We start from the raw sequence: 24381 nt of genomic DNA, 5'->3' as shown, positions 1-24381 counted from the left end.
CCTAACAAACTTTTAAAAGTCTAAACGGAGCTTGATACACATCAGGATAGTGAATCAATCTCTTTTTTCTTTGTTCAGGAAGTGGTTTACGGTAATGTTTTTGAAGATACTGAAAAGCTAGTCCCAAGGTATCAAAAACTAAAACTTTATTCTCCCCATTACAAATATAGTCACCTAATTCAAAACTGAAAATTACGTACTTCATTCTTCTTCTCACTTTCTATTTTGGCCAATCATTGCCAATCGATCTGTCTCTAATTCAGAATCATATCCGTTTTCAAAACGAACTTGTTGACGAATCCCTATAAGTGAGAGAACTAAGAAAAGTCCTCCTACAAATATAAGGCTAAAGAATCCAACTAAAATCAAAATCATATCATTCCTCCATAGATTATTTTATATACATTTATATCTGAGTAATAATCGTAGATATAAATGTAAGGCAGATTGCGGGTTTTTAAAATTATCCAATATCAAGCTCAAATAAAGATAGTTGTTGTGTTTGTTTAAAGCCATCTTTAACCCTTTCTATCACTCTCTGAGTGAACTCTATACTTTCTTCAAAGAAAGCAGCAATATTGGCCATATAAGCCTCCTGACGTTCTTTCTTCACCTTGATAAGGGAAAGCAAGATTGCTTTGATAGAGGCTAATCTGATGCCTCCTCCACGGCCGTGTTTGACTGTGAAGAAGATCTTTTGTTCTGTTTTGAGAACCTTCAATACTTTGTCTAATGAGCGCTCAGGAATGTTCAACTTCTCTCGTATCTCTTTTTTCGTCGTCTGGATAAATGGATCCTCGGATTGATAGAAACCTTCTAAATAGGCCATTACGTCTGTTTTCCATTCATAGAGATGACTATTCTTCCTGTCAGCACGTTTCTTCTTAAATTTGTACCAACGTTGCTTCACAAAGAGATCTGAAGCCTTGAGTTCCTGATTGACCCATGCTTTACATAAAGTCATCACATAATCACGACTAGCAGCTTCATATTTTCCTGAGTAGGCGCTTGTAATAATCTTATGATATTCAGCTGAAGAGAGTGGTTCGTCTAGATTCGCATTAAAACTAGAAAGAACCTCCTCACATTCTTCCTGATCGATTCCTGAAGAGAAGTTGGCTAAAGCTAACGTGAAAAGAACGTTGTTTCTTCCCATCAATGCTTTTCCACCTTTGATATTTCCCTCTCTCATCAGCAATTGATACCAGGGTTCATCAATCTGTTTCACCCCTTCAGAGCCTGAAATAACCGTCAAATTGGGCTTTTTACTTGGGAAAGGAAGTTCTGATTGCTTCATTGACCAATCTAACCACTCCTGGAACGAATAGGTATAGTCAGGTTCAAAGAATTCGACATTATCAGTTCGAGGAATACGAGCAATCCCAAAATGGTTACAAGTCAAATCTACTGGTAAAGTTTGAGCAAAGTAATTTCTCAAATTTTGAGAGATAGCTTTAGCCACCTTCACCACTCGAAATTGAGAATGAGCTGTAACATAAGCTGATTCTGAGAGGACAAAATAGGCTTGAAATCCCTTATCAGATTTTAGAATCAACGTTGGCATAAAACCTAACTCCAGAGAAGCGGTTAAAATATCTCCTGTCGTCATTTCTTCAGCTGCAGAGGTAATATCGAAGTCAATGTAGAATGTGTTAATCTGTCTAAGATTATCTTCAGAGTGCCCACGTGTAATCCGTCGACCAGCATCGCTATAGCTTCCGTAGCAATATACGTTAGGGGTCCAGTGCGTAAACTGATCCTGGTTCTCCAGCAATGATTCGACAGAGGTTAAAACAACACCACGTGCCTTAACCATATTCGCTTTTGAACGATAAGCAAATACCGATCCTCGTCTTCCTTCTTCAGCTGAAGAGATGAGCTGTAGATGGCTATTCTTAAATTTTTGTGTTCTTAATCCGTCCTTTGTGATGATGGATAAGCATTTTAATAAATCAATCTTTTTCATGTTTTTTAATTTCTACAAATCAACTATAAGAATCTCTTGTTTTTTTAATCCACAAAATGGACAATACCCATATTCAGTAGTACTTGTATTGTGCTGATTCTCAACACTCACTTCTGCTATCCAAAAATACTCTTTTCTACAAGATGTTTTAATTGGAACTAAATCAATTTCATCCCTCTCCACCTTTGTTTCGTTTTGTAATAGTTCATCTAGAAGACGTTCCCAAGTACAAACATGCTCCTTTAATACTGCTTCTTTCATGATAATTACTCCTCATTGATTCTCATACTTTTAGGTAGCTTTTTACTCGGTAAACAGTAACCTTCAGATAAGTCCCTTTTGCTATAAAATTCAGGACTATATGTCATGATGTGATCACTTCTTCTCCATCCTCGACGAAGTTGTTTGTAAGATAAAGAAACACGCTTCTCAATTTCTTTAAAACTAAATCCCAGCTTCAAATAGGTTGTTACAATAGTTGTAGCATGTTCTTTGGACTCTTCGCTTCTTGTTCTTCTCTGAAAGTTAATCTGCTTATCTTCTTCATTTAATGCTATCTGATAGGCAATAAACAACTTCCGCATTTCCATAATTTTATGTTGCCAGACCAAGCTGTAAGGTTGTCCTGAATATCGATTCACTAAGTCCTTTACGGGTTGTTTAAATTTCAGCTGAAGAGGATCGAATTCTCCAAGGTCAGAAAACGGATCAATGAAACCTAATGGTTCGCTTTGAATTAATTCATTGTATAGCGCTTCTCTGTCCATTCCAATATATCTCCTTCTGTCAAATGCACGTCATTGAGTCAAATAAGCTTAATTGGATGGCTGTAGGCGCTTGTTCGCTGTTTCCATTCTTATCATGATCGATAACGTCAAAGATTTCTAACGTGTCTAAATTCATTACAATCTCTAATCCTATCATCATTTAACTCCTTTCAAATAGAATTTTAAGCGAACAAAAAAGAGAACAGATTTCTCTGTTCTCCTAAAAATATTGAATTATTTGATTTTCTAAAAACTCTTACTACTTACTGATAGATTTCGATCTTGCTCTCGATTAAAAATAATAAAAGAGGCTCAAATCGAGCCTCTTCGTTTCATTCATTAGTTTGGATAAATGTAAGTAACATAACCTTCAGATGTTGTAGTTGGGTTGAACCATCCACGTTTGTTACCGATTGTACGATCTCCACCATAGTTTGATTCTGATACTTGAATACGAGTAGTTGAATCAACTGCTGTAACAACCGCTACGTGTCCATAGCCACCATCATTCCAACATGCAATCGCACCAACTTGTGGTTGAGAACCAGTACGGAAACCTGCAGCTGCTGCACTTGTAGCCCACTGTGCTCCGTTACCCCAGTAATCTCCAGCCCAAGGTGCTAATGTTTTAGCTCCCCAAGTACATTCACCAGTTGGATAACTTGAAGCATTTGTACTGTATGTTGGACGTTGTCTAGTAGGAGTCGGAGTAGGTGTAGGTGCTGGAGTGTAGCTTGAGTCCTCGTCGTCAGATGCTGATGCTGACGTTGATGTAGATGTAGATGTTGCTTGCACTTGAGCTGAGAAACTTGTGTTTCCAGAAGCAACAACTGATTGTTGTTGACTTGTTTGACGTGCTTTATAAGCTGCCTCTGCTTCAGCTGCTGCTTTCGCTTCTGCCTCTGCTGCTGCTTTTTGTTCCAACAAGGTAGCTTTCTCGCCTTCTGCAGTAGCTTTCTCTGCAGCAAGGTTCAACTCAGCAACTTTTAACTCCGCCTGTTTTGTTGTCAATGTCTGTGCATCGTCAGCAAGCGTTTGTTGGTTCGCAATGACAGTATTGATTGCTTCATTATTTGCGACTTGTTTTTCTGAAATTGATTTTTTATCAGCTTTTTGTTGCTCTAACATTTTGTTGTTAGCCGATACAATCTCGCTCATAGCCGCAACACGGGAAATAGCTTCTGTAATTGATTTTGAATTTACAATTGTGTTGATATAGCTAGTTGCAGCACCGTTTGTTTGTGCGCTACGTGCTTGTTTTTCCAAAGATTCATTACGAGCAACAATATTCTTAGAGAGCTCTGTAATTTCTCCTTCAAGTTTTTTAGATTCCGCTTGTAGTGTTTCATTTTCAGCTTGCAAGTTTGCTTGCTGTGTTTGAATGGCTGTAACTTGCGTTTGGATTTCATCTACCTGTTTTTGAGCTTCTTTTTGTTGAGCTGTCAAGTCACTAATCTTACTATCTTGAGCAGCAATTTTTTCATCAGTTGTTTCAGCATGAACAGTTGTTAACACTGCCACTTGAGACACCAATACTGTACTTAATAAAAGTGACGCTAAGATTTTTTTCTTCATATTGTGTAGATACTCCTTCTATTTAAGACATTACTAGTATACCAAAAAAAGACATAATAAATATTACGCCTTTGTTACATTTTTATTTCTTTCTTATAGATAATATTTTTCAAAAATATATTGGAAAATAAGCATCCATAAAAAGTTTAAAATCATTGATGGGACAAGGCTGTAAACAATGAAAACTGGCATTGATTCTACTGTCAGTCCTATAGCAAGGGCCAGAAGATAACTACCCATATCAAATAGGAAGCTCATCACAACTATTGTTAACATTCTCGTCCAACGGTTCAACAAAGTTACACTATTAAACTTGTGAAGTGAGGCACCTATCAAGATAAATAAAAGTGTCGCAATTCCTATCGAGTGGAAAAAATAGATATCGTACACCAAACCTGCTATACAGCAATAAGCTAAATAGAAGTATTCTGATACCTCAATTGTCTCAAACAAGAGAAATAAAAACAGGAAATGACTTGCTAAGTGAAAATGTGGATAAAAGGATTCTACTAATTGACCAATATGTGCATCAATTAGCACAAGAAAAGGAAGTAAAAAGAAAATACCAACTTGTTTTAACAGTCTCATTGCTAATTCCCCACTAACTCTACCACATGAAGATCTTTAGTATCAGCACTTAACTTTACTGTTACCTCTCGTGTTAGATAATCACTGCTATGAGTTGTAGCAACAACCTCTCCAACAGGAATATCCTTAACATTAAAGTTTCCAAGCCCCCCTGTAGTCACCCTATCTCCGGCACTAATGTCGTTGTTACTGTTTAATTGACTAATTTTAAGAAGTTCGGTTTCTTTGTCATAACCAACGATAATTCCGTAAATTTCAGTAGAACCATGCAAGATTTTAACGGAAATTTTGTCTGAATTTTCGGTGTTTGTCAATAGGTTGATCGTTGTTGAATGATCCTCCACTTTTGAAACACTGCCAATCAAGCCCCCGTTTGCAATGGCCAACATATTTTCAGAAGCACCCTTTGAACTTCCTGCATCTATCGTTAACTCTTGCTTCCAAAATACCGGTGAGCGCGTAATCACATCTGCTGCTAAGTTTTTTGTAGCCTGCAATTTTGACTTCATATCCAGCAACTGACGTAGTTGTTCATTTTCATTTTTTAAACTTTCTGATTGATTAGACTCCACTTCTAGTTTGTAGAGTTGCTTTTTTAAGCTTTCGTTTTCATTGTAAGTCTGCGTCAAATGTCCCAAATCTGATTTGAAAGTATCAAACCACTGAAAGGGTTTTTGGACAATTCTATCTACTAAGGAAATCCCATCTCCTAGTTTTGTCACGATAGCGCTTGAATAGGTTGTCACTAATAGTACAGAAACTGCCAGAACTGTGACAAAAACGATGATTAGATATTTTGATTTTTTAAAACGGTTCATATTCCTACCTTTATACTAAAAATCTGCTACAGTGAGCTTCTTATCAATCCTACAAACCTGCTAAGATTTTAAGAAAAATAAGAAACATCCCAGTACCAAAATCACAAGAATTGCCAGTGTATCCTTTTGACTCCATCTCAATTGTCTATACTGACTTCTACCCTTTCCTCCCTGATAACCACGCGCTTCCATGGCTATTGCCAATGAATCTGCACGCTTTAAGCTCGTCGCAAAAAGAGGAATTAAAATTGGAATCATAGCCTTTACTTTTTGAACGATGCTTCCCTCGCCAAAATCAACTCCACGAGCTTTTTGAGCATTCATAATTCTCGTCGTGTCATCCATCAAAGTTGGAACAAAACGCAAACTCATTGATAACATCAGACCAATTTCATGAACGGGAACTTTCACGCGTTTCAGCGGTGCTAAAAGAGCTTCAACTGCGGCTGCCAGACTCAAAGGCATGGTCGTTAAGGTTAGCAAGGTTGAAAAGAAAATAATTAACACAAAACGACAGAAAATGATTCCCGCTTGTTGCAAAGCATAATCCGTTATTCTTATAAAAGAAAACTCAAATAGGACATTTCCACTTGAAATGAAAAAGAGCTGAAAAAGAGTCGTAAAAGCAATCAAGAAGAACATGGATTTTAATCCCTGAATGAAAAATGAGAGGGAAACGCCTGACAAAGCGATAAATATACCTGTCGCTATAAACAAAATGAGATTGGTGAGAGGATTATTGGCCCAAAATACAATCAAAATCAGCAGAATCATGGCAAGCAATTTACTACGTGGATCCAAACGATGAATGATGGAATCCCCCGGTATATAACGCCCTAAAATCATACTATCCATTTAGCGACTCCTTAAACTCCTCTATCTTGATTGGCAGTTTTTTAAAAGCTACACCCCTATCTGCCAAACGTTTACAAAAGGCTGTTATTTTAGGCACACCTAACTGTACTTTTTCCATAGAGGCTACATCTTGGAAAACTTCGCTCGGTTTACCACTTTTGACTAAACGCCCCTTTTCCATAACATAGACCTGATCAGCATACGTAGCTACGTCATCCATCAAATGCGTTACCAGAACGATTGTCATTCCAGAAAGGTGGAGTTTTTTAAACAAGGTCATCAATTCTTTTCTGCCCAGAGGATCTAGCCCTGCTGTTGGCTCATCCAAAACCAGGACAGTTGGCTCCATGGCTAGCATACCTGCTATAGCCACACGTCTCATCTGGCCACCCGAAAGTTCAAAAGGACTGCGCTCAAAAAGTGACTCATCAATGCCTACCAAGGCTAACTTTTCACGCGCAATTTTCTTGGCCTCTTCCTCAGAAACTCCAAAATTTTGCGGTCCAAATGCAACATCTTTCAAAACAGTCTCTTCGAAAATCTGATTTTCAGCAAATTGAAACACTAGACCAACTTGCTTTCGAATCTGACGAATTTCTTTATTTGTTGATGTAGGGGTAATGACGGTATCGAAAACTCGAACAGAACCCTTACTTGGTACCAATAGGCCATTTAAAAGCTGTAAAATCGTTGATTTCCCACTACCTGTGTGCCCTACTAAAGCTGTATAGGAACCATCCTCAATCGTCAAAGAAACATCAGTCAAGGCTGATGAAGATAGGGGAGTCCCCTCTTGATAAGTAAAGCTCACATTTTCTAGAGTAATTCCCATAGCTTGTCCTCTAGCTCTCCTTCTGTCAAATAGCTATCCGGCAACTGATAGCCAGCCTCTCTCAAAGATCCTCTCAATTGATTAGTAAAAGGCTCATCTAACCCTATCTGGTCAAGGTCATCCCGAGAAAAAAGTTCTCTTGGGCTGCTGGTTGACTCCACTTGGCCTTTTTTCATGACCAAGACACGGTCACTCATCGCAACTTCTTCCAAGTCATGTGTAATGGAGACGACTGTCATCTGGTGGTCTTTTCGGATCTCTTGAACTGTCTGAATCAGTTCTCTGCGGCCCTCGGGATCCAACATACTTGTAGCCTCATCCAGAATTAAAATAGCTGGCCTCAGGGCAACAACTCCTGCAATAGCCACCCGTTGTTTTTGTCCACCAGATAAACGAGCTGGTTCTCTCTTCTTAAAGTCCAGCATCCCTACCAACTCCAAAGATTCAGACACTCTCCTCTTCATTTCTTCACGAGGAAGTCCCTGATTTTCTAAGCCAAAGGCGACATCATCTTCAACAGTTGCCCCCACAAATTGGTTATCTGGATTTTGAAAAACCATACCAATTTGACGGCGTAAGTCCCAAACATTCTCAGAGGACAACAACTGCCCATCTATCCAGATTTCCCCAGACTCTGCTTCAAGCAAGCCATCAAGCAAACGGATAGTTGTCGATTTCCCACTCCCATTATGACCTACAATCGAAAGCCATTCTCCCCGTTTCACGTGAAACGAGACATTATTAACGTCATAATGTTCCTGGTCTTCCTTGTAACGAAAAGACAGATTTTTTACTTCAATAATCGATTTCATTTCGAACCAAATGTCCCTTTGAATACATGAGCGCTACCCTTAAAATAATCATAGCCAGAGTAGATAGTGAAAAACAAAGCGATATAAAGCAACAGTTGACCAATTAAATTCCAATGTAAGAGCAAAAAGATAATGGCAAACATCTGACTAAAGGTCTTGATTTTCCCTGGCATCGCTGCTGCTAGAACTGTCCCTCCAGTCTCAACAAGCAACAAGCGTAAGCCTGTCACCGCAAGTTCACGACAGACGATAATAGCAACAACCCAAGCTGGAGCCATACCTAACTCAATCAACATGATGAAAGCTGACATAACCAACAGCTTATCGGCCATCGGATCAGCAAATTTTCCAAAATTGCTGACTACATTCCATTTACGAGCAAGGTAGCCATCGAGATAATCCGTTATACTAGCAACTGCAAAGATGATCGCTGCTAGCAAATGACTGCCTTGTGAATGGCCCAAAGTCAAAATAAGAATAAAGAGAGGTATAAAGAGAATTCTACCAATAGTTAATACATTAGGAATTTGTTCTTTTTTCATTGATTTTTCCTTAATCTGTAGTAAATGTAAGTGTCACAGTTCCAGTCTGAGTTGTCAGCTTCGAAGTATCAATCGTTTGATTGTCCACAGTCACAGTAACTCCCTTTACCACACCCAAAGTAATAGTTACAGAATCTTTCGTTGAAACTGTTGTTTTTGCATTCTTATTGTCTGCGGATAGTGTCACACCACCTTCCAACTCACTTCCCGAAACACTAACCCAGCTAGTCGTATCTGAAACTGCCAGCTGAACAGTAGCTGTTTCCTTACTCGTTTTATAGAGAGCTTCAATGCGGTTTCCTTCGCCTGACACTGTAATAGTTGATTCCGTAGTAGAAGACGAGCTAGACGTCTGACTACTAGAAGATGAACTAGATGAGGTTGTTGAACTAGTTGAGTTCACAACGCTATAATTAGCTGAAGAAGGACTTGGCTGAGTTTGGATGTAGTTCCAAACATAGTAAGTCACAAAAATTAAAATCGACAAAGCAAATAGAACGAAATAAAACAAAGGAAGATAAGACGTTTTTTTCTTATTTGATCGTCTGCGACCAGACAAGTCTTCTTCATCAACATCAACCTCTTCATAAGTGATCATACTACCTGAATCATAGGCGTCCAAAACAATTCTCTCATCCAACTCTACTGCCCAGGCATATTTTCTTAAAAAAGAACGAGCGTAGAAGGTACTAGGAAGTAAATCGAAATCATCAGCCTCCATGGCCTCTAGAAAATGCAACTGAATTTCAGTTTTTTCCTGTAATTCTTCCAAACTCAATCCCTGGTTAATTCTAGCTAAACGTAGAACCTCGCCAATTGTTTTTTTTCTCATACGTATCATTCCTTCTTTCTAGTATTAGTCATCTTTTAAGCTGGAAAGATGGTAAAATCAACTAAATCACCATCATCAATCAAACGATGTCCAGCTTCTAGAACATCTTCCAAAGTAATTTCCTGTAAAATTTTTGGAAAATCAAAAATTGTTTCTCCGCGATCCATCGGATCGTATTGAGTTGCAATAAATTCCAAGGAGTTCATGCTACTGAAAAACTCCCCAAACATCTCACTCTTAACAAGATCTAAATGTTCCTCTGTAATATCCGTATCACTACTAAACTGACGAATCGCTTTCCGAAATTGATGCGACAGAGAAACAGGCTCTTTGGTATCCATTGTCAATATCACAAAATGAAAGCGACTGTTGACTTCAACCTCAAGTGACAATGACGCATCTAACTTCCCAGACTCATATAACCTTTGAAAACGATCTGAGGTCCAGCCAAACATCATCGTAAATAGTATTTTCAATAAAATATTGTAACGATAAGACTCAGCTTCTATTATTTGCCCATTACCTCTAATCGCAACAGCAAGTTTGGGTGAAGAAACTTCCATCCGAAGACTATCTGTTTGCTTCACAGGCTGCAAGGGTAGTTTCTCTTTTGTAACTGTAAACTGTTCTAAAGTCTTCTTTTCCTTTTTCGAAAAGTATTCCTCTACAACTTTTACATCAATATTTCCAGCTAAAAACAATGACATGTTGACAGGTTTGTAAAACTCTGTAAAGTTCTCTTTTAAATTTGAAACCTGAATCTCAGAAATTGATTTTTCACTTCCAACAATATCTGTTGCTAAAGGAGTATCAGGATAAAGGTTGGCTAATGTTGCAAAAAATAAACGTGAGTCTGGATCGTCTTGGTACATCTCTCGTTCTTGCTGGATAATAGCCTGTTCCCTCAAAACAGACTCTTCTGTAAAATGAACATCTCCGACTAACTCATTTAGCATATCTAAATTCTCTAATAGATGGTCAATTGTTGAAAAAAGATAGCTGGTCTTAGTAAAGCTTGTAAAGGCATTACTGTCCGCACCTAATCGAGTAAAAGCTGCCATCATATCCTCAGAATTTTCTCTTTCAAACAATTTATGTTCAAGAAAATGTGCAATTCCTGCTGGATGATGACGTAAACCTTTTTCCAAGCTTGTATAAGTTGCATCTACAGAACCAAATTGAACCGTTACAATCCCATAAACCTCATTGAAATCTTGCTTATGGAGTAAAGAAACTGTCAATCCATTTGACAATTGTGTTTTGTAGACTGTTTCCTTTACAGCAGGATAGTATTTTTCTTCAAAAGTAACCTTTGTCATTCTACTCCTTCCATAAAGTAAATCGCTTGTAACTTCAAACTGTTGGCAACTTTACATACAGCTTCTTTATCAACACTCTCTAATTTTGCCACCAATCGATCAATATCAAAGCTTGATTTCCCCAATAGAGCATTCAAATAGGCTCTTTCAACCAGGGTCTGTTGATTATCTTGAGCCATCAACAAAGATCGTCGAATCATCTCCTTGGTTTGTTCAAGTTCAAAATCTGTAAAGTTACCCTTTTTCAGATCTAGCAATTGATGATTCATCATTTTTCTAGCCTGATTTCGATTTTCTCTATCAATACCCGCATACATCCTTAACAGACCACTAAACAAATCCAATTGACTAGAGACTGAATAGGCTATTCCAGCATTTTCACGAACATTTGTAAAGAGTTTCGAATGTGCGAATTCACCCAACAGACCATTCATAACAAGCATGGGCAAATGCTCATCATCACCATATTCTACAGGAGAATGATAGCCTAATTCCAAAATAGATTGCCCAACATTCCTCTGAAACATTCCTTCTCGTAGAACATTCGAATAAGATTGATGGTACTGGATAGTGACGCCGTTCTCTCTAGCTGTAAAGGGTAATGACTTCAGTGATTCTGTAATTTCTACTTCGTTGAAATCACCTAAGAAAAAGAAATCAATACAATCATTCTTCAGAGCATTTTGAAAGCACGTGTAGCTACTTTCCGGAGACTCATTTGAAATGCTATTTCGTAAATCACTGTATCTCAATTGAAGACGCTCATCATGGAAGAACAAGCTATCCAACTCCTTATGAGCAAAATAAAATGAATCATCCATATCAGTAGCTAAACTAGCCAATAATTGTTTTTTTTCAATTTTAAATAAGGCTGGCTCAAAAGCACCATCTTGAACTAAGGGGGAAAATAAAGTCTGTTTCACCAATTCCAAAATTTGAGAAGTCAAGACATTCTTTTTACTTAAAAAATCATCTCTCACATAGGTAAATGTTAGATCAAGAATATGTGCCTGTCCCCTACGATAAGCACCTGTAGAAATATCTGTTCCATATAAACTTGCCAAGTATCTGCGAAATGCTTGTGATGTTGGGTAAGCTTGATTTGCCGTCTCCAACATACTTGCACTTAACATGCGTCCTGCTATTGTCTCAAGAGATAAGGGAGCAGTAAAACGAATAGTAATTTTATTTGTTTTAAACTTTTTGGATTGAACAAAATGTGCTGAAATTCCAGGCACCAATTCCATACCTTACCTCCTTACATATAGAGTTCTATTATACCACGAAAATCAAAATTTTTCTTGTTCTCTTTATAGCTTTAAAGAGTAAAACCGTTTTCATTTCAACTGACTTTCCTTCAGCTATTTCGATGAAAATATGGTATAATACCAAAGATTGAGGTGAATTATGGAATACAAATTATTTGAAGAATTTATCACGCTCCAAGCCCTCCTAAAAGAGCTTGGAATTATACAAAGCGGCGGTGCTATCAAAGCCTTTTTAATAGAGCATCAAGTTTACTTTAATGGTGAGTTAGAAAGTAGACGTGGGAAAAAAATCCGTATTGGAGATACAATTGACATTCCTGATTTAAAGGTTGACATCACCTTGACACAACCAAGTTTAAAAGAGCAAGAAGAATATCAAGCAGACAAGATTGAGAAAGAGCGAATTGCTAAACTTGTCAAAGAGATGAATAAAGGTGTCAAGAAAGAAAAACAAAAAACTTCTTCATCACCTAAGACCAAACAAGCTCCACGTTTTCCAGGAAGATAACTATGTGGCTCCAACATTTAACAATTAAAACCTTTCGAAACTATAAAGAGGCAAAAATTGATTTCAATCCAAAATTAAATATCTTTCTAGGTCAAAATGCACAAGGAAAAACCAATATTCTAGAAGCAATCTATTTCTTGGCCTTGACACGTAGTCATCGGACTCGGACAGATAAAAATCTCATTCATTTTGATGACGAGCAACTCCATCTTTCTGGCTTGCTACAGAAAAAAACAGGTTCTATTCCTCTAGAAATTGATTTAACGCCAAAAGGGCGTGTGACTAAAGTCAATCACTTAAAGCAAGCTCGCCTCTCAGACTACATCGGACATATGAATGTGGTCCTCTTTGCACCTGAAGATCTCCAGTTAATTAAAGGGGCCCCCTCTGTTCGTCGAAAATTTATAGACATTGAACTGGGACAAATTAAACCAATCTACTTGTCAGACCTATCAAACTATAACCATATACTCAAACAAAGAAATACCTACCTAAAATCCAGCCAAAAGATTGACGAAACATTTCTGTCAGTCTTAGATGATCAGTTAGTAGAATACGGTTGTCGCGTCATAAAGCATCGGATAAAATTCATTAAAGAGTTAGAGAAATTTGGTCAAAAAAAACACTTAGAAATTTCAAATCAATTAGAAGAGTTGTCAATATTTTATCAATCATCTGTCAACTTCACTGATGAAGAACAGCTAACGAATTCTTTTGAAATCGCTTTAGAAAAAAGTAGATCCAGAGATTTATTTAAAAAGAATACTGGTGTTGGTCCTCATCGAGATGATATTTCTTTTTATATAAATGGGATGGATGCTAGTTTTGGAAGCCAAGGCCAACATCGTAGTCTCGTCCTGTCTATAAAATTAGCAGAAATCGAACTAATGGAAAGTATTACTACAGAATCCCCGATATTATTGCTTGACGATGTTATGAGCGAGCTTGACAACACTAGACAACTAAAATTATTAGAAACGATTTCTCAGTCAATCCAAACCTTTATCACAACAACAAGCTTAGACCATCTTCAAAACCTACCAGAAAATCTAAGTATCTTCACTATTCAGGATGGTAAAGTTGCTGTAAACTAAAATTGACAATATTGTAAAAGAACTCCTGTTTTCACGGGAGTTCTTTTTATCTCTTTTACATAGAATAATTTGGTGCCTCATTAGTAATTTGTACATCATGAGGGTGGCTTTCTTTCAAACCAGCACCAGACATTTCAATAAATTGAGCATTATCGTGTAGTTCTTTAAGGTTAGCTGCACCACAGTAACCCATACCAGAGCGGATACCACCAATCATTTGGAAGACAATATCAGCTACCGCTCCTTTATAAGCAACACGACCTTCAATTCCTTCTGGAACAAGTTTGTTTGCTTCATTGACAGAACCTTGGAAGTAACGATCGCTTGAACCTTTCTTCATTGCTGCGATTGATCCCATACCACGGTAAGTCTTGAATTTACGTCCTTGGAAGATTTCAGTTTCACCTGGTGCTTCGTCTGTTCCAGCAAACATTGATCCAAGCATAACAGCATTTCCACCTGCAGCAAGGGCTTTTACAATATCTCCAGAATACTTGATTCCACCGTCAGCAATGATCGTTTTTCCATATTCACGCGCAACAGCTGCTGCATCATAGATTGCTGTAACTTGTGGTACACCAACCCCTGCAATCACACGAGTGGTACAGATAGAACCTGGTCCAATTCCAACTTTGACAACATCTACACCTGCTTCGTAAAGAGCACGCGCACCTTCTGCAGTGGCAATATTACCCGCAATCAAAGTGCGGTCTGGGAAGTGAGCACGAATTTCAGCAATTTTACGTAGAACACCAGCAGAGTGACCATGGGCAGTATCAATAACAATTGCGTCAGCACCTGCTTCAAAAAGGGCTTCGGCACGTTCAAATGTATCTGAAGTAACACCTACTGCACCTGCAACTAAGAGACGACCAAACTCATCTTTGGCAGCATTTGGAAATTCAATCACTTTTTCAATGTCTTTAATAGTAATCAAGCCAGAAAGACGACCTTCTTCATCAACTAAAGGAAGTTTTTCAATACGGTGTTCTTGAAGAATGCTCTCAGCTGTTGCAAGATCTGTACCAACAGGAGCAGTAACAAGATTTTCACTGGTCATGTGGTTTGAGATTGGCTGATTGTAATCTGAAATAAAGCGAAGATCTCGGTTTGTTAGAATACCAACCAATTTACGATTTTCAAGTGTCTCTACAACTGGAACACCACTGATACGGTAACGTCCCATCAGTTCATCTGCTTCAGCAATAGTGTGTTCTGGAGTCAAGAAGAATGGATCAATAATAACACCATTTTCAGAACGTTTTACCTTGCGAACTTCATCTGCCTGTTGCGCAATAGACATATTTTTATGGATTACTCCAAGACCACCTGCACGAGAAATGGCAATAGCCATTTGACTTTCTGTGACTGTATCCATGGCGGCTGTTATAATTGGGATATTTAAAGTCAGATTATCTGCCAATTTTGTTGTTAAATCTGCATCATTAGGCAACACATGACTTTCTGCTGGAATGAGCAATACATCATCAAAGGTAAAACCTTTTTTCAAAAATTTAGTATCCCAATTAGACATTGAAGTTTCCTCTTTTCTTTCTTTTTGAGCTTGACTCTTTTTGTATTGTATCTATCATACCATTCTATGAAAATTTGTCAATTATATTTATGGTAGAAATCATAAAAAAACTATCCCTGTGATCCTATGGAAGAGATAGTTTTACGATTCATATTTTATCTATAATTTAAAATAATTTAGTCCCATTGCTCCCTTAACTTCAGATAGAGTTTGCCCCGCAACCTCACGCGCTTTCTCACTACCTTTTTGAAGCATATTGTACACTTCTCCCATATCCTTAGCAAATTCGATACGGCGCTCACGAATAGGACCAAGTTCGCGTTCTAATATTTCAAGTAGATAACGTTTCGTCTTTACATCACCAAGACCACCACGTTGATAATGTTCTTTCATATCCGCAATTTCTTGAGCATCTTCTGGACGACCAAACACATCTAGATAATGGAAAACCATATTTCCTTCAATCTTACCTGGATCCTCTACTCGAATATGGTCCGGATCAGTATACATACTCATGACTTTTTTACGCAAAGTATCTGCATCATCAGCTAGATAAATACCATTATTAAGGGATTTAGACATTTTAGCATTTCCATCTAAACCAGGCAAACGCCCTGCTCTCTCATTTTCTGGATAAATACCTTCCGGCTCCACCAAGACCTCACAATTATAAGCATGATTAAAGGAACGAACAATCTCGCGAGTTTGCTCAATCATTGGTTTCTGATCTGTCCCAACAGGAACATAATTAGCCTTGAAGGCAGTAATATCTGCTGCTTGCGCAATCGGATAAACTAAAAATCCTGTCGGAATACTTTCTCCAAACCCTTTCTGAGCGATCTCTGTTTTCACTGTAGGATTGCGCTCTAAACGTGCTAGTGACACCAAATTCATATAGTACATAGACAGTTCAGCTAACTCTGGAATCTGACTTTGAATAAAGATAGTTGATTTACTTGGATCCAATCCAACTGCTAGATAATCCAAGGCAACATTCCCAATTGATTCTACAATCGTTTGAGGATCTTTGGCGTGATCTGTCAATGCTTGTTGGTCCGCCAAAAAAACAAACATCTCATACTTGTCTTCTTCCTGCAGTAATACTCTATTTTTAAGACTCCCAACATAATGTCCAATATGCAGTTTTCCTGTTGGGCGATCTCCTGTTAAAATAATGGGTTTCGTCATTTTTTTCTCCTTCAAAATGGTCTCTTCAATTATAGCATTTTTTTGTTAAAATAACAGAAAATTATTAAAATCAAACAACTAACTCATTGTAAATAGACCTGTAAACTTAATTGACATAAAATTGACAAACAAAAATTTGAATATTTCTCTCTTTTCTAGTAGAATAAATATATTACATATTATAGGAGAAAAACATTGCTTACAGTATCTGATGTTTCACTACGTTTTAGTGATCGCAAACTTTTTGATGATGTCAATATCAAATTTACAGAAGGAAATACATACGGATTGATTGGTGCTAATGGTGCTGGGAAGTCTACATTCTTAAAAATCTTAGCTGGTGATATCGAGCCAACAACTGGTCACATCTCTCTTGGTCCAGATGAACGTCTCTCTGTTCTCCGTCAAAATCATTTTGACTATGAAGATGAACGAGTTATTGATGTCGTCATTATGGGAAATGAAAAACTTTACAACATCATGAAAGAAAAAGATGCCATTTACATGAAGGAAGATTTTTCAGATGAAGATGGTGTTCGTGCAGCCGAACTCGAAGGTGAATTTGCTGAACTTGGAGGTTGGGAAGCAGAAAGTGAAGCGTCTCAACTACTTCAAAACCTAAACATTCCAGAAGAATTGCACTATCAAAACATGAGCGAATTGGCCAATGGTGAAAAAGTGAAGGTTCTCCTTGCCAAAGCACTTTTTGGCAAACCAGATGTTCTTCTCTTGGACGAGCCGACCAACGGGTTGGACATCCAATCTATTACTTGGCTAGAAGACTTCTTGATTGACTTTGATAACACCGTTATCGTAGTATCCCACGACCGTCACTTCTTAAACAAAGTGTGTACTCATATGGCCGACCTTGACTTTGGAAAAATCAAACTCTATGTCGGAAACTACGACTTCTGGAAGGAATCTTCTGAGCTTGCTGCTAAATTGCTAGCAGACCGTAATGCCAAGGCAGAAGAAAAAATTAAGCAATTGCAAGAATTCGTTGCTCGATTCTCTGCTAATGCTTCTAAATCAAGACAAGCAACGTCTCGTAAAAAAATGCTTGACAAGATTGAATTAGAAGAGATTGTGCCATCTAGTCGTAAATATCCATTTATCAACTTTAAAGCAGAACGTGAGATTGGTAATGATCTCTTGACAGTAGAAAATTTAACTGTAAAGATTGATGGCGAAACTATCCTAGACAATATTAGTTTCATCTTGCGTCCAGGTGACAAGACTGCTCTTATTGGACAAAATGACATCCAAACGACTGCATTAATTCGTGCAATTATGGGTGACATCGACTATGAAGGAACTGTCAAGTGGGGAGTTACTACTAGCCGTTCTTACTTGCCAAAAGACAACTCGGCTGATTTTGCAGGAGGAGAGTCAATCCTTGACTGGTTGCGTCAATTTGCAAGTAAAGAAGAAGATGACAATACCTTCCTACGTGGTTTCCTTGGTCGTATGCTCTTCTCTGGTGATGAGGTTAACAAACCTGTAAACGTCTTGTCAGGGGGAGAAAAAGTACGTGTCATGCTTTCAAAACTCATGCTCTTGAAATCAAATGTCCTTGTACTTGATGATCCAACAAATCACTTGGACTTGGAATCTATCTCAAGCTTGAACGATGGATTGAAAAACTTTAAAGAATCAATCATCTTTGCTAGTCATGACCACGAGTTTATCCAAACTTTGGCAAACCATATCATTGTTTTGTCTAAGAATGGCGTCATTGATCGTATTGATGAAACCTACGATGAATTCCTAGAAAATGCAGAAGTACAAGCAAAAGTTAAAGAACTTTGGAAAGATTAAATAAGACTTCAAAACTCAGTTGGGGTAACCAACTGAGTTTTCTATCATTCTACGAGGTAACATGAAATCATTTTTTAAAACATATTGGACCTATTTTGTTTCTTTCATCATTCCTTTAGTAATTATGACTGGAGTATACTTAACTCAAGGTATCTACTGGAATAGCGATGCATCTCCACTATTAGGAGACGGTTTCCATCAATACGTTATTTTTGATGTAGCTTTACGAAATATTCTGCATGGAAATGGCAGTTTGTTTTACACCTTTACAAGTGGCCTCGGACTGAATTTCTATGCTCTATCTAGTTATTACTTGGGTAGCTTTCTTTCACCCATAGTTTACTTTTTTAATCTGTCGAATATGCCAGATGCTGTCTATCTAACCACTCTCTTAAAATTTGGATTGATTGGTCTGTCAACCTTCTTTAGTTTGACTAGATTATTTAAAGATATCCCAAAATTTTTAAAACTTGCATTATCTACTTCCTATGCTTTAATGAGCTTCACTGTCAGTCAGTTAGAGATTAAAACCTGGCTAGATGTTTTTATCTTGATTCCTTTAATTATAACTGGTTTACACCTACTTATAACACAAAAGAAGCGCCTACTATACTTTACAAGTTTGTCAATCTTATTTATTCAAAATTATTATTTTGGGTATATGACAGCATTGTTTCTTATTTTCTGGTATCTCTGCCAAATTTCTTGGGACTTTAAAACTCGAAAATCATCTTTTCTTGATTTTGTTGTTACCTCCTTTTTAGCTGGAATGGCTAGTTTGATTATGACTCTTCCTACACTGTTTGATTTACAAACTCATGGAGAGAAGTTGACTGCCATCACAAAATTAAAGACAGATAGTAGCTGGTATTTGGATATTTTTGCAAAACAATTCATTGGATCTTTTGATACAACTAAATATGGATCTATACCAATGATTTTTGTTGGATTGCTTCCTTTTATTTTGACTATTCTATTTTTCACAATAAAATCCATAAGGTTTCACGTGAAACTTACCTATGCAATTTTCTTTACTTTTTTAATAATAAGTTTTTATATAGAAGCACTTGATTTATTTTGGCAAGGGATGCATACCCCGAATATGTTTTTGCATCGCTATGCTTGGATTTTTTCTACTCTGTTAATTTATACTGCAGCAGAAGTCTTAAACCGTCTGAAAGAACTGAAGCTCTGGAATCTATTTGTCTCACTTTTTCTTGTACTAACAGGATTTTTGGCTACTGTCTATTTTAAATCACACTATTCTTTTTTAACTGATTTGAATATCCTACTCACTCTTGAATTTCTTCTAGTTTATGCTCTTTTACTTCTTGCAGTCATTAGAAAATTTATCTCTGTAAATCTATTTGCAATTCTTTTGTCTTTATTTATAACAGCTGAGATAAGCTTAAATGCATCATCTCAAATGGAAGGAATAGCTAAAGAATGGGCCTTTGCTTCTCGTAGCGCCTATAATAGAGATATCACCGCTATGGAATCCATTCTAAATCAAATTGACAATCCATTTACACGTACTGAAAAACTGCAAATTCAGACTGGAAATGACAGTATGAAATTTAACTACAATGGAATCTCTCAATTTTCGTCTGTACGAAATCGTTCAGCTAGCACTAGTTTGGATAAACTTGGATTCAAATCCTCTGGAACTAACCTCAATCTCCGTTATGCTAATAACAGTCTTTTAGCAGATAGTTTATTTGGAATCCAGTACAATATTTCTGAAACTTCACTTGATAAGTATGGCTTTCAAGAGATTTATCAAAAGGATCATTTAACCTTATATAAAAATCAACTCTCTTTACCCATTGCCTTTGCCACTCAATCTATTTACACAGATGTAAACTTTAATAATCACACTCTGGATAATCAGGCTTTATTTATAAACCAGCTTGCTAATCTCAACTTAGATTACTTCTCCCAAATAGCATATGATAAAACAGATAATTCTGAAGGTTTAACAAGTATCACAGGTTCTGCGAATGAAGATGCAAAGATTGATTATCAAATTGAGGTTCCTCAAAATAGCCAAGTCTATCTCTCTTTTTCAAATCTTCATTTTACAAACGATAAGCAAAAGAAAGTTGACATCATTGTCAATGGAGAAAAAAAGACTTTTACAACTGACAATGCATTTAATTTCTTTAATTTGGGTTATACTGAAGAACAAAAAACTTTCAATATCAGTGTTAGTTTCCCTGGAAATTCTCAGGTGTCCTTTGAATCTCCAACCTTCTATCGTTTAGATACTCAGGCTCTTACTGAGGCAATTCAAAAGATTAAAGAACAACCTGTAGAAGTATCCACCTCTAAAAATAAAGTCTTTGCTACATATGAAGTAAAACAAGATACCTCTATTTTCTTCACTATTCCTTATGACAAAGGTTGGTCTGCATACCAAGATGGGAAAAAACTTGAAATCAAGCAGGCTCAGACTGGTTTTATGAAAGTTGATGTTCCAGAGGGAAAAGGCACTATTACACTTTCCTTTATCCCCAATGGTTTTGTTATTGGAGCAGTCTGCTCAGTAACTGCCCTTCTTCTTTTTGGAATCTATAATCACAGACGAAATTTATCTAAGACAGAAAAAGATTGACCAATTCCTTGGCCAATCTTTTTAATCTTCTTCCATTTTCTTAGGTTGATAAGCTAGCATACCTAAAGCAGTAAATAAAGCTAGAGTTATAATAAGGAAAATCACTTGATGATGAATATTTCCTGTCATAGAGATTGTTTGTCGTAAGCCTGATACTGAGTAACTCATTGGTAACCATGGATTGACACCTTTAAAGAAATCATTTGTCAAAGCAAGGGGATAAGTTCCTGCACTTGATGCTAACTGTAATAAAAGTAAAATAAGAGAGAAGAAAGCTCCTATACGGCTATTCCAAGTTGTTAAAGCTGTCACCATAGACATGAAAGCTAAACTTGTGATTATAATTAGAATCAAGGTCCTCATCTCATGGTTCGAAGTCAATCCAATAAGATGGACACCTCCATAAACTAAAACACCTGCTAAGACAGCTATAATCCCATTTATTTCAGAGCGAGACTTCAACCAAGCCCAACGACTCTCTGGATGACGTCCAGAAGGCAACTTAGCAAAAATCATATTGGTAGATATAGCAGCAACAAAAAGAGCAACTGATATCATATAAGGAGCCATGGCAATCCCATTTACAGGAACTTGGTCATTGTCTGTTTTTGAGAGAACTAGAGGATCAGATAATGTTTCTGCATTTTTAGATTCTGTCGAAGCTGATTTAAGTTGAGTATTTGCATTACCTAATCCTTGTCCTAATGAATCAACTCCTGTCTGTAAATTTTCAAGACTAGAGGTTAAGGTTGTTCCACCATCTGCTAGTTTTCCAGCACCATCTGCAATCTTCATAGCGCCACTTCCTAGTTGAGATGCTGCAGAAAGTAACTGTGTTGATTTATCTGTTAATTGACCAGAGCCAAATTGTAATGTAGTAAGACCTGCTATCAGCTCTGGACTCTTATTGTTCAATTGGGCAGAACCAGTTGACAAGCTTTCTATACCTGTTACTAATTCTGGAGTTTTCCCAGCTAGAGTATCCAAACCAGTTGTCAATTTTGAAGAGTTTTCTGTCAACTTGGTTGAGCCAGAAACCAATTGATCCAAACTTGTTGTTAAACTTGTATTCTTTTCACTTAGTTGATTTACACCTAAAGAAATAGTATCCAATCCTTTAGTATACGCATTAACTCCATTTTCAATTGATTGACTTCCGGGAACTAACTGATTATCTACAGCATTTTGCAACTGTGTAAATCCACTTGACATAGATGTCAAGGAACTAGACGCTATAGGTAAAAGTTGATTTGCTTTAGTCTGTAAAGTAGAAAGATTAGAGACTGGTTGGTTTATACTTCCTAAATTTTCTTTTAAATCTCCTGCCGTCGTTAAAATTGCTTTTGCTGACTCTATCGTAGAATTAGAATTATTTGAAACAGCTTCAGTCAATTCTTTTTTCTGAGTTTCAGTGAGAGATTGATAAGTTGCTGTTGCTTGAAGATTTGTAAGAGCTTTCTCTTGCTCTGCTTGACTATTAGTCACAATAGTTTGAGCAAGAGTCGTTATATTTGTTAAGTCATTAGATATTGTATTTTTAAGATCAGTATTATCTGAAACTGTAACTGATTGGAGAGCCTTATTCAACTCATCTAAACTGCTTGCTAACTGTGTTATATCCTCTTTCTGTTGAGATAAAGTATTTAATTGTGTGGATATTTTTTTGATTCCTTTATTTAATTGAGTAATACCGTCTCTCAATGTATCTGATTGACTTGATAGTTGGTTTGTACCAACAGATAATTTGTCAACTCCGCTTGTATAGGCATTGGCACCAACCGAAAATTTACTGAGACCTGAATTGAGTTGTGAAACTCCACCTGTATAGGTCTTTATACCTGTATTCAGCTGATTTACACCTGTCACCAACTCAGGAGTTCTTGAGGCCAATTGACCAAGTCCAGTGTCAACCTGTGAAACTGCATTTGTATAACTTTGTAAACCACTATTAAAAGTTCCTAAACCAAGATGTAATTGCTCTATGGCAGATACATAGGCAGACAATCCTTTTGTAAATTGATTAGCACCATTTGAAAAAGTTACACTTGAGTTAGCTAGAGTATTGAGATTTGTCGTCAATGTTTGACTTCCTTTTGCTAACTGATTAGTCCCATCAGCCAGTTGTTCACTTCCATCAGCTGCTTTATTTATCCCAGACTTCAAGTCACTCATTTTTTGAAATAGTGCCTTGGTATATGTTTCAGTTACATTCGTAGAGACGGTTTGTTTTAATTGTGTCATTGCAGAATCACTCATCTTACTTGCAATAAAGCTACGACCGCTTGAAGTTTGATAATCAATTTGCATCTGTTCAGGGTGATTTGTTAGGATCGAAGTAGCTTTTTCAGATAAATCACTTGGTAAAGTCACTACCATATAGTATTCGCCATCATCTAACCCCTTTTTCCCCTCTTCTTCATTGACAAAATGAAAATCCAAAGTCTTATTTTCTTTTAAATTAGACACCATGTCTTTTCCTATAGCCATTGTATTTCCATTATAAGAAGCTTCCTTATCATTATTAACAACTGCTACAGGTAACTCCGATACTTGACCATATGGATCCCACATTGACGATAAAAATATGATATTGTATAAAGCTGGAATAAGAGAAATCCCTATCATTACAATAATGAATGTCGGTTTTTTAAAAATTGCTTTCCATTCTTTAAACATATTTCCTCCTTTTTTTAAACATATTGTCTAAATTTTTGATATAATAGATTATACATTAAAAAATCTAAATTACAAGATAAAAAATATTTTTTTAGACATATAGTCTAAATTGTTCAAAAGGAGAAACTATGAAAGAAAGTAACAAACGATTAAAAACAAAGAGAAATATTGAAAATGCCATGGTTCAATTATTGATGGATCACCCCTTCGATCAAATTACTACAATTAAATTAGCAGAAAAAGCTGGAATTAGTCGTTCTAGCTTCTATACCCATTACAAGGATAAGTATGATATGATTGAACACTATCAAAGTAAGTTATTTCATACATTTGAGTATATCTTCCAAAAACATGCTCATCATAAAAAAGATGCCATTTTAGAAGTATTTGACTATTTAGAATCTGAACCATTATTAGCTGCTCTTTTATCTGAAAATGGTACCAAAGAAATCCAAAATTTCTTAAGAAATAAGCTTCATATCATGCTGAGCACAGATCTTCAGAAGCGCTTTATGCAACTACAACTAAATTCAATTGAATTAGAATATAGCAGCATTTATCTGACAAATGCCCTATTTGGAGTTTGTCAAACTTGGATTGCTCGTGGAAAAAAAGAAAGTCCGCAAGAAATGACAGACTTCCTTATGAAAATGCTAGGTGATGCCAACTAAGAACAAAAAAGAACACCATCTGGTGTTCTTTTTATCTAACTCCGCCAGTAGGACTCGAACCTACGACATCATGATTAACAGTCATGCGCTACTACCAACTGAGC

The 24381-nt window shown here is 36.9% G+C and carries 23 protein-coding genes; 5 read left to right on the top strand and 18 right to left on the bottom strand.

The features are described 5' to 3' along the window. Window position 1 precedes the first annotated feature (1 nt). The 15 genes from HMPREF1518_RS05120 to yfmF form a co-directional block, all read right to left on the bottom strand. Window positions 2-205 carry a hypothetical protein gene (locus tag HMPREF1518_RS05120; RefSeq protein WP_000878299.1) on the bottom strand — a complete coding sequence of 68 codons (204 nt, stop codon included), beginning with the start codon at window positions 203-205 and terminating at the stop codon, window positions 2-4. An 8-nt stretch (window positions 206-213) separates the two neighbouring features. After that, window positions 214-375 carry a hypothetical protein gene (locus tag HMPREF1518_RS10910; protein WP_000600806.1) on the bottom strand — a complete coding sequence of 54 codons (162 nt, stop codon included), beginning with the start codon at window positions 373-375 and terminating at the stop codon, window positions 214-216. An 88-nt stretch (window positions 376-463) separates the two neighbouring features. Beyond that, window positions 464-1966 carry a primase C-terminal domain-containing protein gene (locus HMPREF1518_RS05115; protein WP_006151615.1) on the bottom strand — a complete coding sequence of 501 codons (1503 nt, stop codon included), beginning with the start codon at window positions 1964-1966 and terminating at the stop codon, window positions 464-466. Window positions 1967-1978: 12 nt separating this feature from the next. Next, window positions 1979-2227: a hypothetical protein gene (locus HMPREF1518_RS05110; RefSeq protein WP_033584637.1), complete on the bottom strand. Its 249-nt coding sequence runs from the start codon at window positions 2225-2227 to the stop codon at window positions 1979-1981. A gap of 5 nt (window positions 2228-2232) precedes the next feature. After that, window positions 2233-2733, bottom strand: a complete 501-nt coding sequence (locus tag HMPREF1518_RS05105; protein WP_006151489.1) for a hypothetical protein — start codon at window positions 2731-2733, stop codon at window positions 2233-2235. Window positions 2734-3072: 339 nt separating this feature from the next. Continuing rightward, a complete protein-coding gene (gene pcsB / locus HMPREF1518_RS05100) occupies window positions 3073-4308 on the bottom strand; it encodes a peptidoglycan hydrolase PcsB (RefSeq protein ID WP_000726999.1) in 1236 nt (411 codons plus the stop codon). A 93-nt stretch (window positions 4309-4401) separates the two neighbouring features. Next, entirely contained in the window at window positions 4402-4896 is a 495-nt protein-coding gene (mreD, locus tag HMPREF1518_RS05095) for a rod shape-determining protein MreD (RefSeq protein WP_033584633.1), read from the bottom strand. 2 nt (window positions 4897-4898) lie between these two features. Then, window positions 4899-5714, bottom strand: coding sequence for a rod shape-determining protein MreC (mreC, locus tag HMPREF1518_RS05090; protein WP_001078968.1), 816 nt, complete (start codon window positions 5712-5714; stop codon window positions 4899-4901). 60 nt (window positions 5715-5774) lie between these two features. Continuing rightward, window positions 5775-6569 (bottom strand): energy-coupling factor transporter transmembrane component T family protein, encoded by a 795-nt coding sequence (locus HMPREF1518_RS05085; RefSeq protein WP_033584631.1) that lies wholly within the window; start codon window positions 6567-6569, stop codon window positions 5775-5777. Then, a complete protein-coding gene (locus HMPREF1518_RS05080; RefSeq protein WP_033584628.1) occupies window positions 6562-7401 on the bottom strand; it encodes an energy-coupling factor transporter ATPase in 840 nt (279 codons plus the stop codon). Before HMPREF1518_RS05080 ends, HMPREF1518_RS05085 begins: the two co-directional genes overlap by 8 nt. Beyond that, window positions 7386-8213 (bottom strand): energy-coupling factor ABC transporter ATP-binding protein, encoded by an 828-nt coding sequence (locus tag HMPREF1518_RS05075; RefSeq protein ID WP_033584626.1) that lies wholly within the window; start codon window positions 8211-8213, stop codon window positions 7386-7388. Before HMPREF1518_RS05075 ends, HMPREF1518_RS05080 begins: the two co-directional genes overlap by 16 nt. Continuing rightward, a complete protein-coding gene (pgsA, locus tag HMPREF1518_RS05070) occupies window positions 8210-8755 on the bottom strand; it encodes a CDP-diacylglycerol--glycerol-3-phosphate 3-phosphatidyltransferase (RefSeq protein WP_000712151.1) in 546 nt (181 codons plus the stop codon). The genes HMPREF1518_RS05075 and pgsA overlap by 4 nt, the downstream gene beginning before the upstream one ends. Window positions 8756-8765: 10 nt before the next feature. Next, on the bottom strand, window positions 8766-9587 hold the full coding sequence (gene rodZ / locus HMPREF1518_RS05065) for a cytoskeleton protein RodZ (protein WP_033584624.1): 822 nt from the start codon (window positions 9585-9587) through the stop codon (window positions 8766-8768). A 35-nt stretch (window positions 9588-9622) separates the two neighbouring features. Continuing rightward, window positions 9623-10906: an EF-P 5-aminopentanol modification-associated protein YfmH gene (gene yfmH, locus HMPREF1518_RS05060; RefSeq protein ID WP_033584622.1), complete on the bottom strand. Its 1284-nt coding sequence runs from the start codon at window positions 10904-10906 to the stop codon at window positions 9623-9625. Continuing rightward, window positions 10903-12153 (bottom strand): EF-P 5-aminopentanol modification-associated protein YfmF, encoded by a 1251-nt coding sequence (yfmF, locus tag HMPREF1518_RS05055; protein ID WP_033584620.1) that lies wholly within the window; start codon window positions 12151-12153, stop codon window positions 10903-10905. The genes yfmH and yfmF overlap by 4 nt, the downstream gene beginning before the upstream one ends. Before the next feature lie 160 nt (window positions 12154-12313). On the opposite strand from yfmF, the gene yaaA reads away from it, so the two are divergent. Then, window positions 12314-12682: a S4 domain-containing protein YaaA gene (gene yaaA, locus HMPREF1518_RS05050; protein ID WP_033584618.1), complete on the top strand. Its 369-nt coding sequence runs from the start codon at window positions 12314-12316 to the stop codon at window positions 12680-12682. Between the two features lie 2 nt (window positions 12683-12684). Beyond that, on the top strand, window positions 12685-13776 hold the full coding sequence (gene recF / locus HMPREF1518_RS05045) for a DNA replication/repair protein RecF (RefSeq protein ID WP_033584616.1): 1092 nt from the start codon (window positions 12685-12687) through the stop codon (window positions 13774-13776). A 55-nt stretch (window positions 13777-13831) separates the two neighbouring features. Here recF and guaB read toward each other — a convergent pair whose 3' ends face one another. Further along, window positions 13832-15310 carry an IMP dehydrogenase gene (gene guaB / locus HMPREF1518_RS05040; RefSeq protein ID WP_033584615.1) on the bottom strand — a complete coding sequence of 493 codons (1479 nt, stop codon included), beginning with the start codon at window positions 15308-15310 and terminating at the stop codon, window positions 13832-13834. A 159-nt stretch (window positions 15311-15469) separates the two neighbouring features. Beyond that, complete coding sequence (gene trpS, locus HMPREF1518_RS05035; RefSeq protein WP_033584613.1) at window positions 15470-16498, bottom strand: tryptophan--tRNA ligase; 1029 nt, start codon at window positions 16496-16498, stop codon at window positions 15470-15472. Between the two features lie 195 nt (window positions 16499-16693). On the opposite strand from trpS, the gene HMPREF1518_RS05030 reads away from it, so the two are divergent. Together HMPREF1518_RS05030 and HMPREF1518_RS05025 are read left to right on the top strand one after the other, a co-directional pair. After that, on the top strand, window positions 16694-18316 hold the full coding sequence (locus tag HMPREF1518_RS05030) for an ATP-binding cassette domain-containing protein (RefSeq protein ID WP_000958793.1): 1623 nt from the start codon (window positions 16694-16696) through the stop codon (window positions 18314-18316). Window positions 18317-18377: 61 nt separating this feature from the next. Further along, on the top strand, window positions 18378-20930 hold the full coding sequence (locus HMPREF1518_RS05025) for a YfhO family protein (protein WP_033584611.1): 2553 nt from the start codon (window positions 18378-18380) through the stop codon (window positions 20928-20930). 21 nt (window positions 20931-20951) lie between these two features. On the opposite strand, the gene HMPREF1518_RS05020 is transcribed toward HMPREF1518_RS05025, so the two are convergent. Then, window positions 20952-23606, bottom strand: coding sequence for a YhgE/Pip domain-containing protein (locus tag HMPREF1518_RS05020; protein ID WP_033584609.1), 2655 nt, complete (start codon window positions 23604-23606; stop codon window positions 20952-20954). A gap of 128 nt (window positions 23607-23734) precedes the next feature. Between HMPREF1518_RS05020 and HMPREF1518_RS05015 the strand changes: the two genes are divergently transcribed. Beyond that, the gene (locus HMPREF1518_RS05015; protein WP_000665084.1) at window positions 23735-24277 is read left to right on the top strand and encodes a TetR/AcrR family transcriptional regulator; all 543 of its coding nucleotides are present in this window, start codon (window positions 23735-23737) and stop codon (window positions 24275-24277) included. The last annotated feature ends 104 nt before the right edge of the window (window positions 24278-24381 follow it).

This window comes from Streptococcus sp. SR1 (assembly GCF_000526075.1).
Taxonomy (GTDB): domain Bacteria; phylum Bacillota; class Bacilli; order Lactobacillales; family Streptococcaceae; genus Streptococcus; species Streptococcus halitosis.
This window is presented reverse-complemented; position numbering and strand designations above follow the sequence as displayed.

What these genes read in the sequence shown, in the direction of transcription:
- HMPREF1518_RS05120 (WP_000878299.1), bottom strand. Translation starts at nt 205, where the DNA reads ATGAAGTACGTAATTTTCAGTTTTGAATTAGGTGACTATATTTGTAAT.
- HMPREF1518_RS10910 (WP_000600806.1), bottom strand. Translation starts at nt 375, where the DNA reads ATGATTTTGATTTTAGTTGGATTCTTTAGCCTTATATTTGTAGGAGGA.
- HMPREF1518_RS05115 (WP_006151615.1), bottom strand. Translation starts at nt 1,966, where the DNA reads ATGAAAAAGATTGATTTATTAAAATGCTTATCCATCATCACAAAGGAC.
- HMPREF1518_RS05110 (WP_033584637.1), bottom strand. Translation starts at nt 2,227, where the DNA reads ATGAAAGAAGCAGTATTAAAGGAGCATGTTTGTACTTGGGAACGTCTT.
- HMPREF1518_RS05105 (WP_006151489.1), bottom strand. Translation starts at nt 2,733, where the DNA reads ATGGACAGAGAAGCGCTATACAATGAATTAATTCAAAGCGAACCATTA.
- pcsB (WP_000726999.1), bottom strand. Translation starts at nt 4,308, where the DNA reads ATGAAGAAAAAAATCTTAGCGTCACTTTTATTAAGTACAGTATTGGTG.
- mreD (WP_033584633.1), bottom strand. Translation starts at nt 4,896, where the DNA reads ATGAGACTGTTAAAACAAGTTGGTATTTTCTTTTTACTTCCTTTTCTT.
- mreC (WP_001078968.1), bottom strand. Translation starts at nt 5,714, where the DNA reads ATGAACCGTTTTAAAAAATCAAAATATCTAATCATCGTTTTTGTCACA.
- HMPREF1518_RS05085 (WP_033584631.1), bottom strand. Translation starts at nt 6,569, where the DNA reads ATGGATAGTATGATTTTAGGGCGTTATATACCGGGGGATTCCATCATT.
- HMPREF1518_RS05080 (WP_033584628.1), bottom strand. Translation starts at nt 7,401, where the DNA reads ATGGGAATTACTCTAGAAAATGTGAGCTTTACTTATCAAGAGGGGACT.
- HMPREF1518_RS05075 (WP_033584626.1), bottom strand. Translation starts at nt 8,213, where the DNA reads ATGAAATCGATTATTGAAGTAAAAAATCTGTCTTTTCGTTACAAGGAA.
- pgsA (WP_000712151.1), bottom strand. Translation starts at nt 8,755, where the DNA reads ATGAAAAAAGAACAAATTCCTAATGTATTAACTATTGGTAGAATTCTC.
- rodZ (WP_033584624.1), bottom strand. Translation starts at nt 9,587, where the DNA reads ATGAGAAAAAAAACAATTGGCGAGGTTCTACGTTTAGCTAGAATTAAC.
- yfmH (WP_033584622.1), bottom strand. Translation starts at nt 10,906, where the DNA reads ATGACAAAGGTTACTTTTGAAGAAAAATACTATCCTGCTGTAAAGGAA.
- yfmF (WP_033584620.1), bottom strand. Translation starts at nt 12,153, where the DNA reads ATGGAATTGGTGCCTGGAATTTCAGCACATTTTGTTCAATCCAAAAAG.
- yaaA (WP_033584618.1), top strand. Translation starts at nt 12,314, where the DNA reads ATGGAATACAAATTATTTGAAGAATTTATCACGCTCCAAGCCCTCCTA.
- recF (WP_033584616.1), top strand. Translation starts at nt 12,685, where the DNA reads ATGTGGCTCCAACATTTAACAATTAAAACCTTTCGAAACTATAAAGAG.
- guaB (WP_033584615.1), bottom strand. Translation starts at nt 15,310, where the DNA reads ATGTCTAATTGGGATACTAAATTTTTGAAAAAAGGTTTTACCTTTGAT.
- trpS (WP_033584613.1), bottom strand. Translation starts at nt 16,498, where the DNA reads ATGACGAAACCCATTATTTTAACAGGAGATCGCCCAACAGGAAAACTG.
- HMPREF1518_RS05025 (WP_033584611.1), top strand. Translation starts at nt 18,378, where the DNA reads ATGAAATCATTTTTTAAAACATATTGGACCTATTTTGTTTCTTTCATC.
- HMPREF1518_RS05020 (WP_033584609.1), bottom strand. Translation starts at nt 23,606, where the DNA reads ATGTTTAAAGAATGGAAAGCAATTTTTAAAAAACCGACATTCATTATT.
- HMPREF1518_RS05015 (WP_000665084.1), top strand. Translation starts at nt 23,735, where the DNA reads ATGAAAGAAAGTAACAAACGATTAAAAACAAAGAGAAATATTGAAAAT.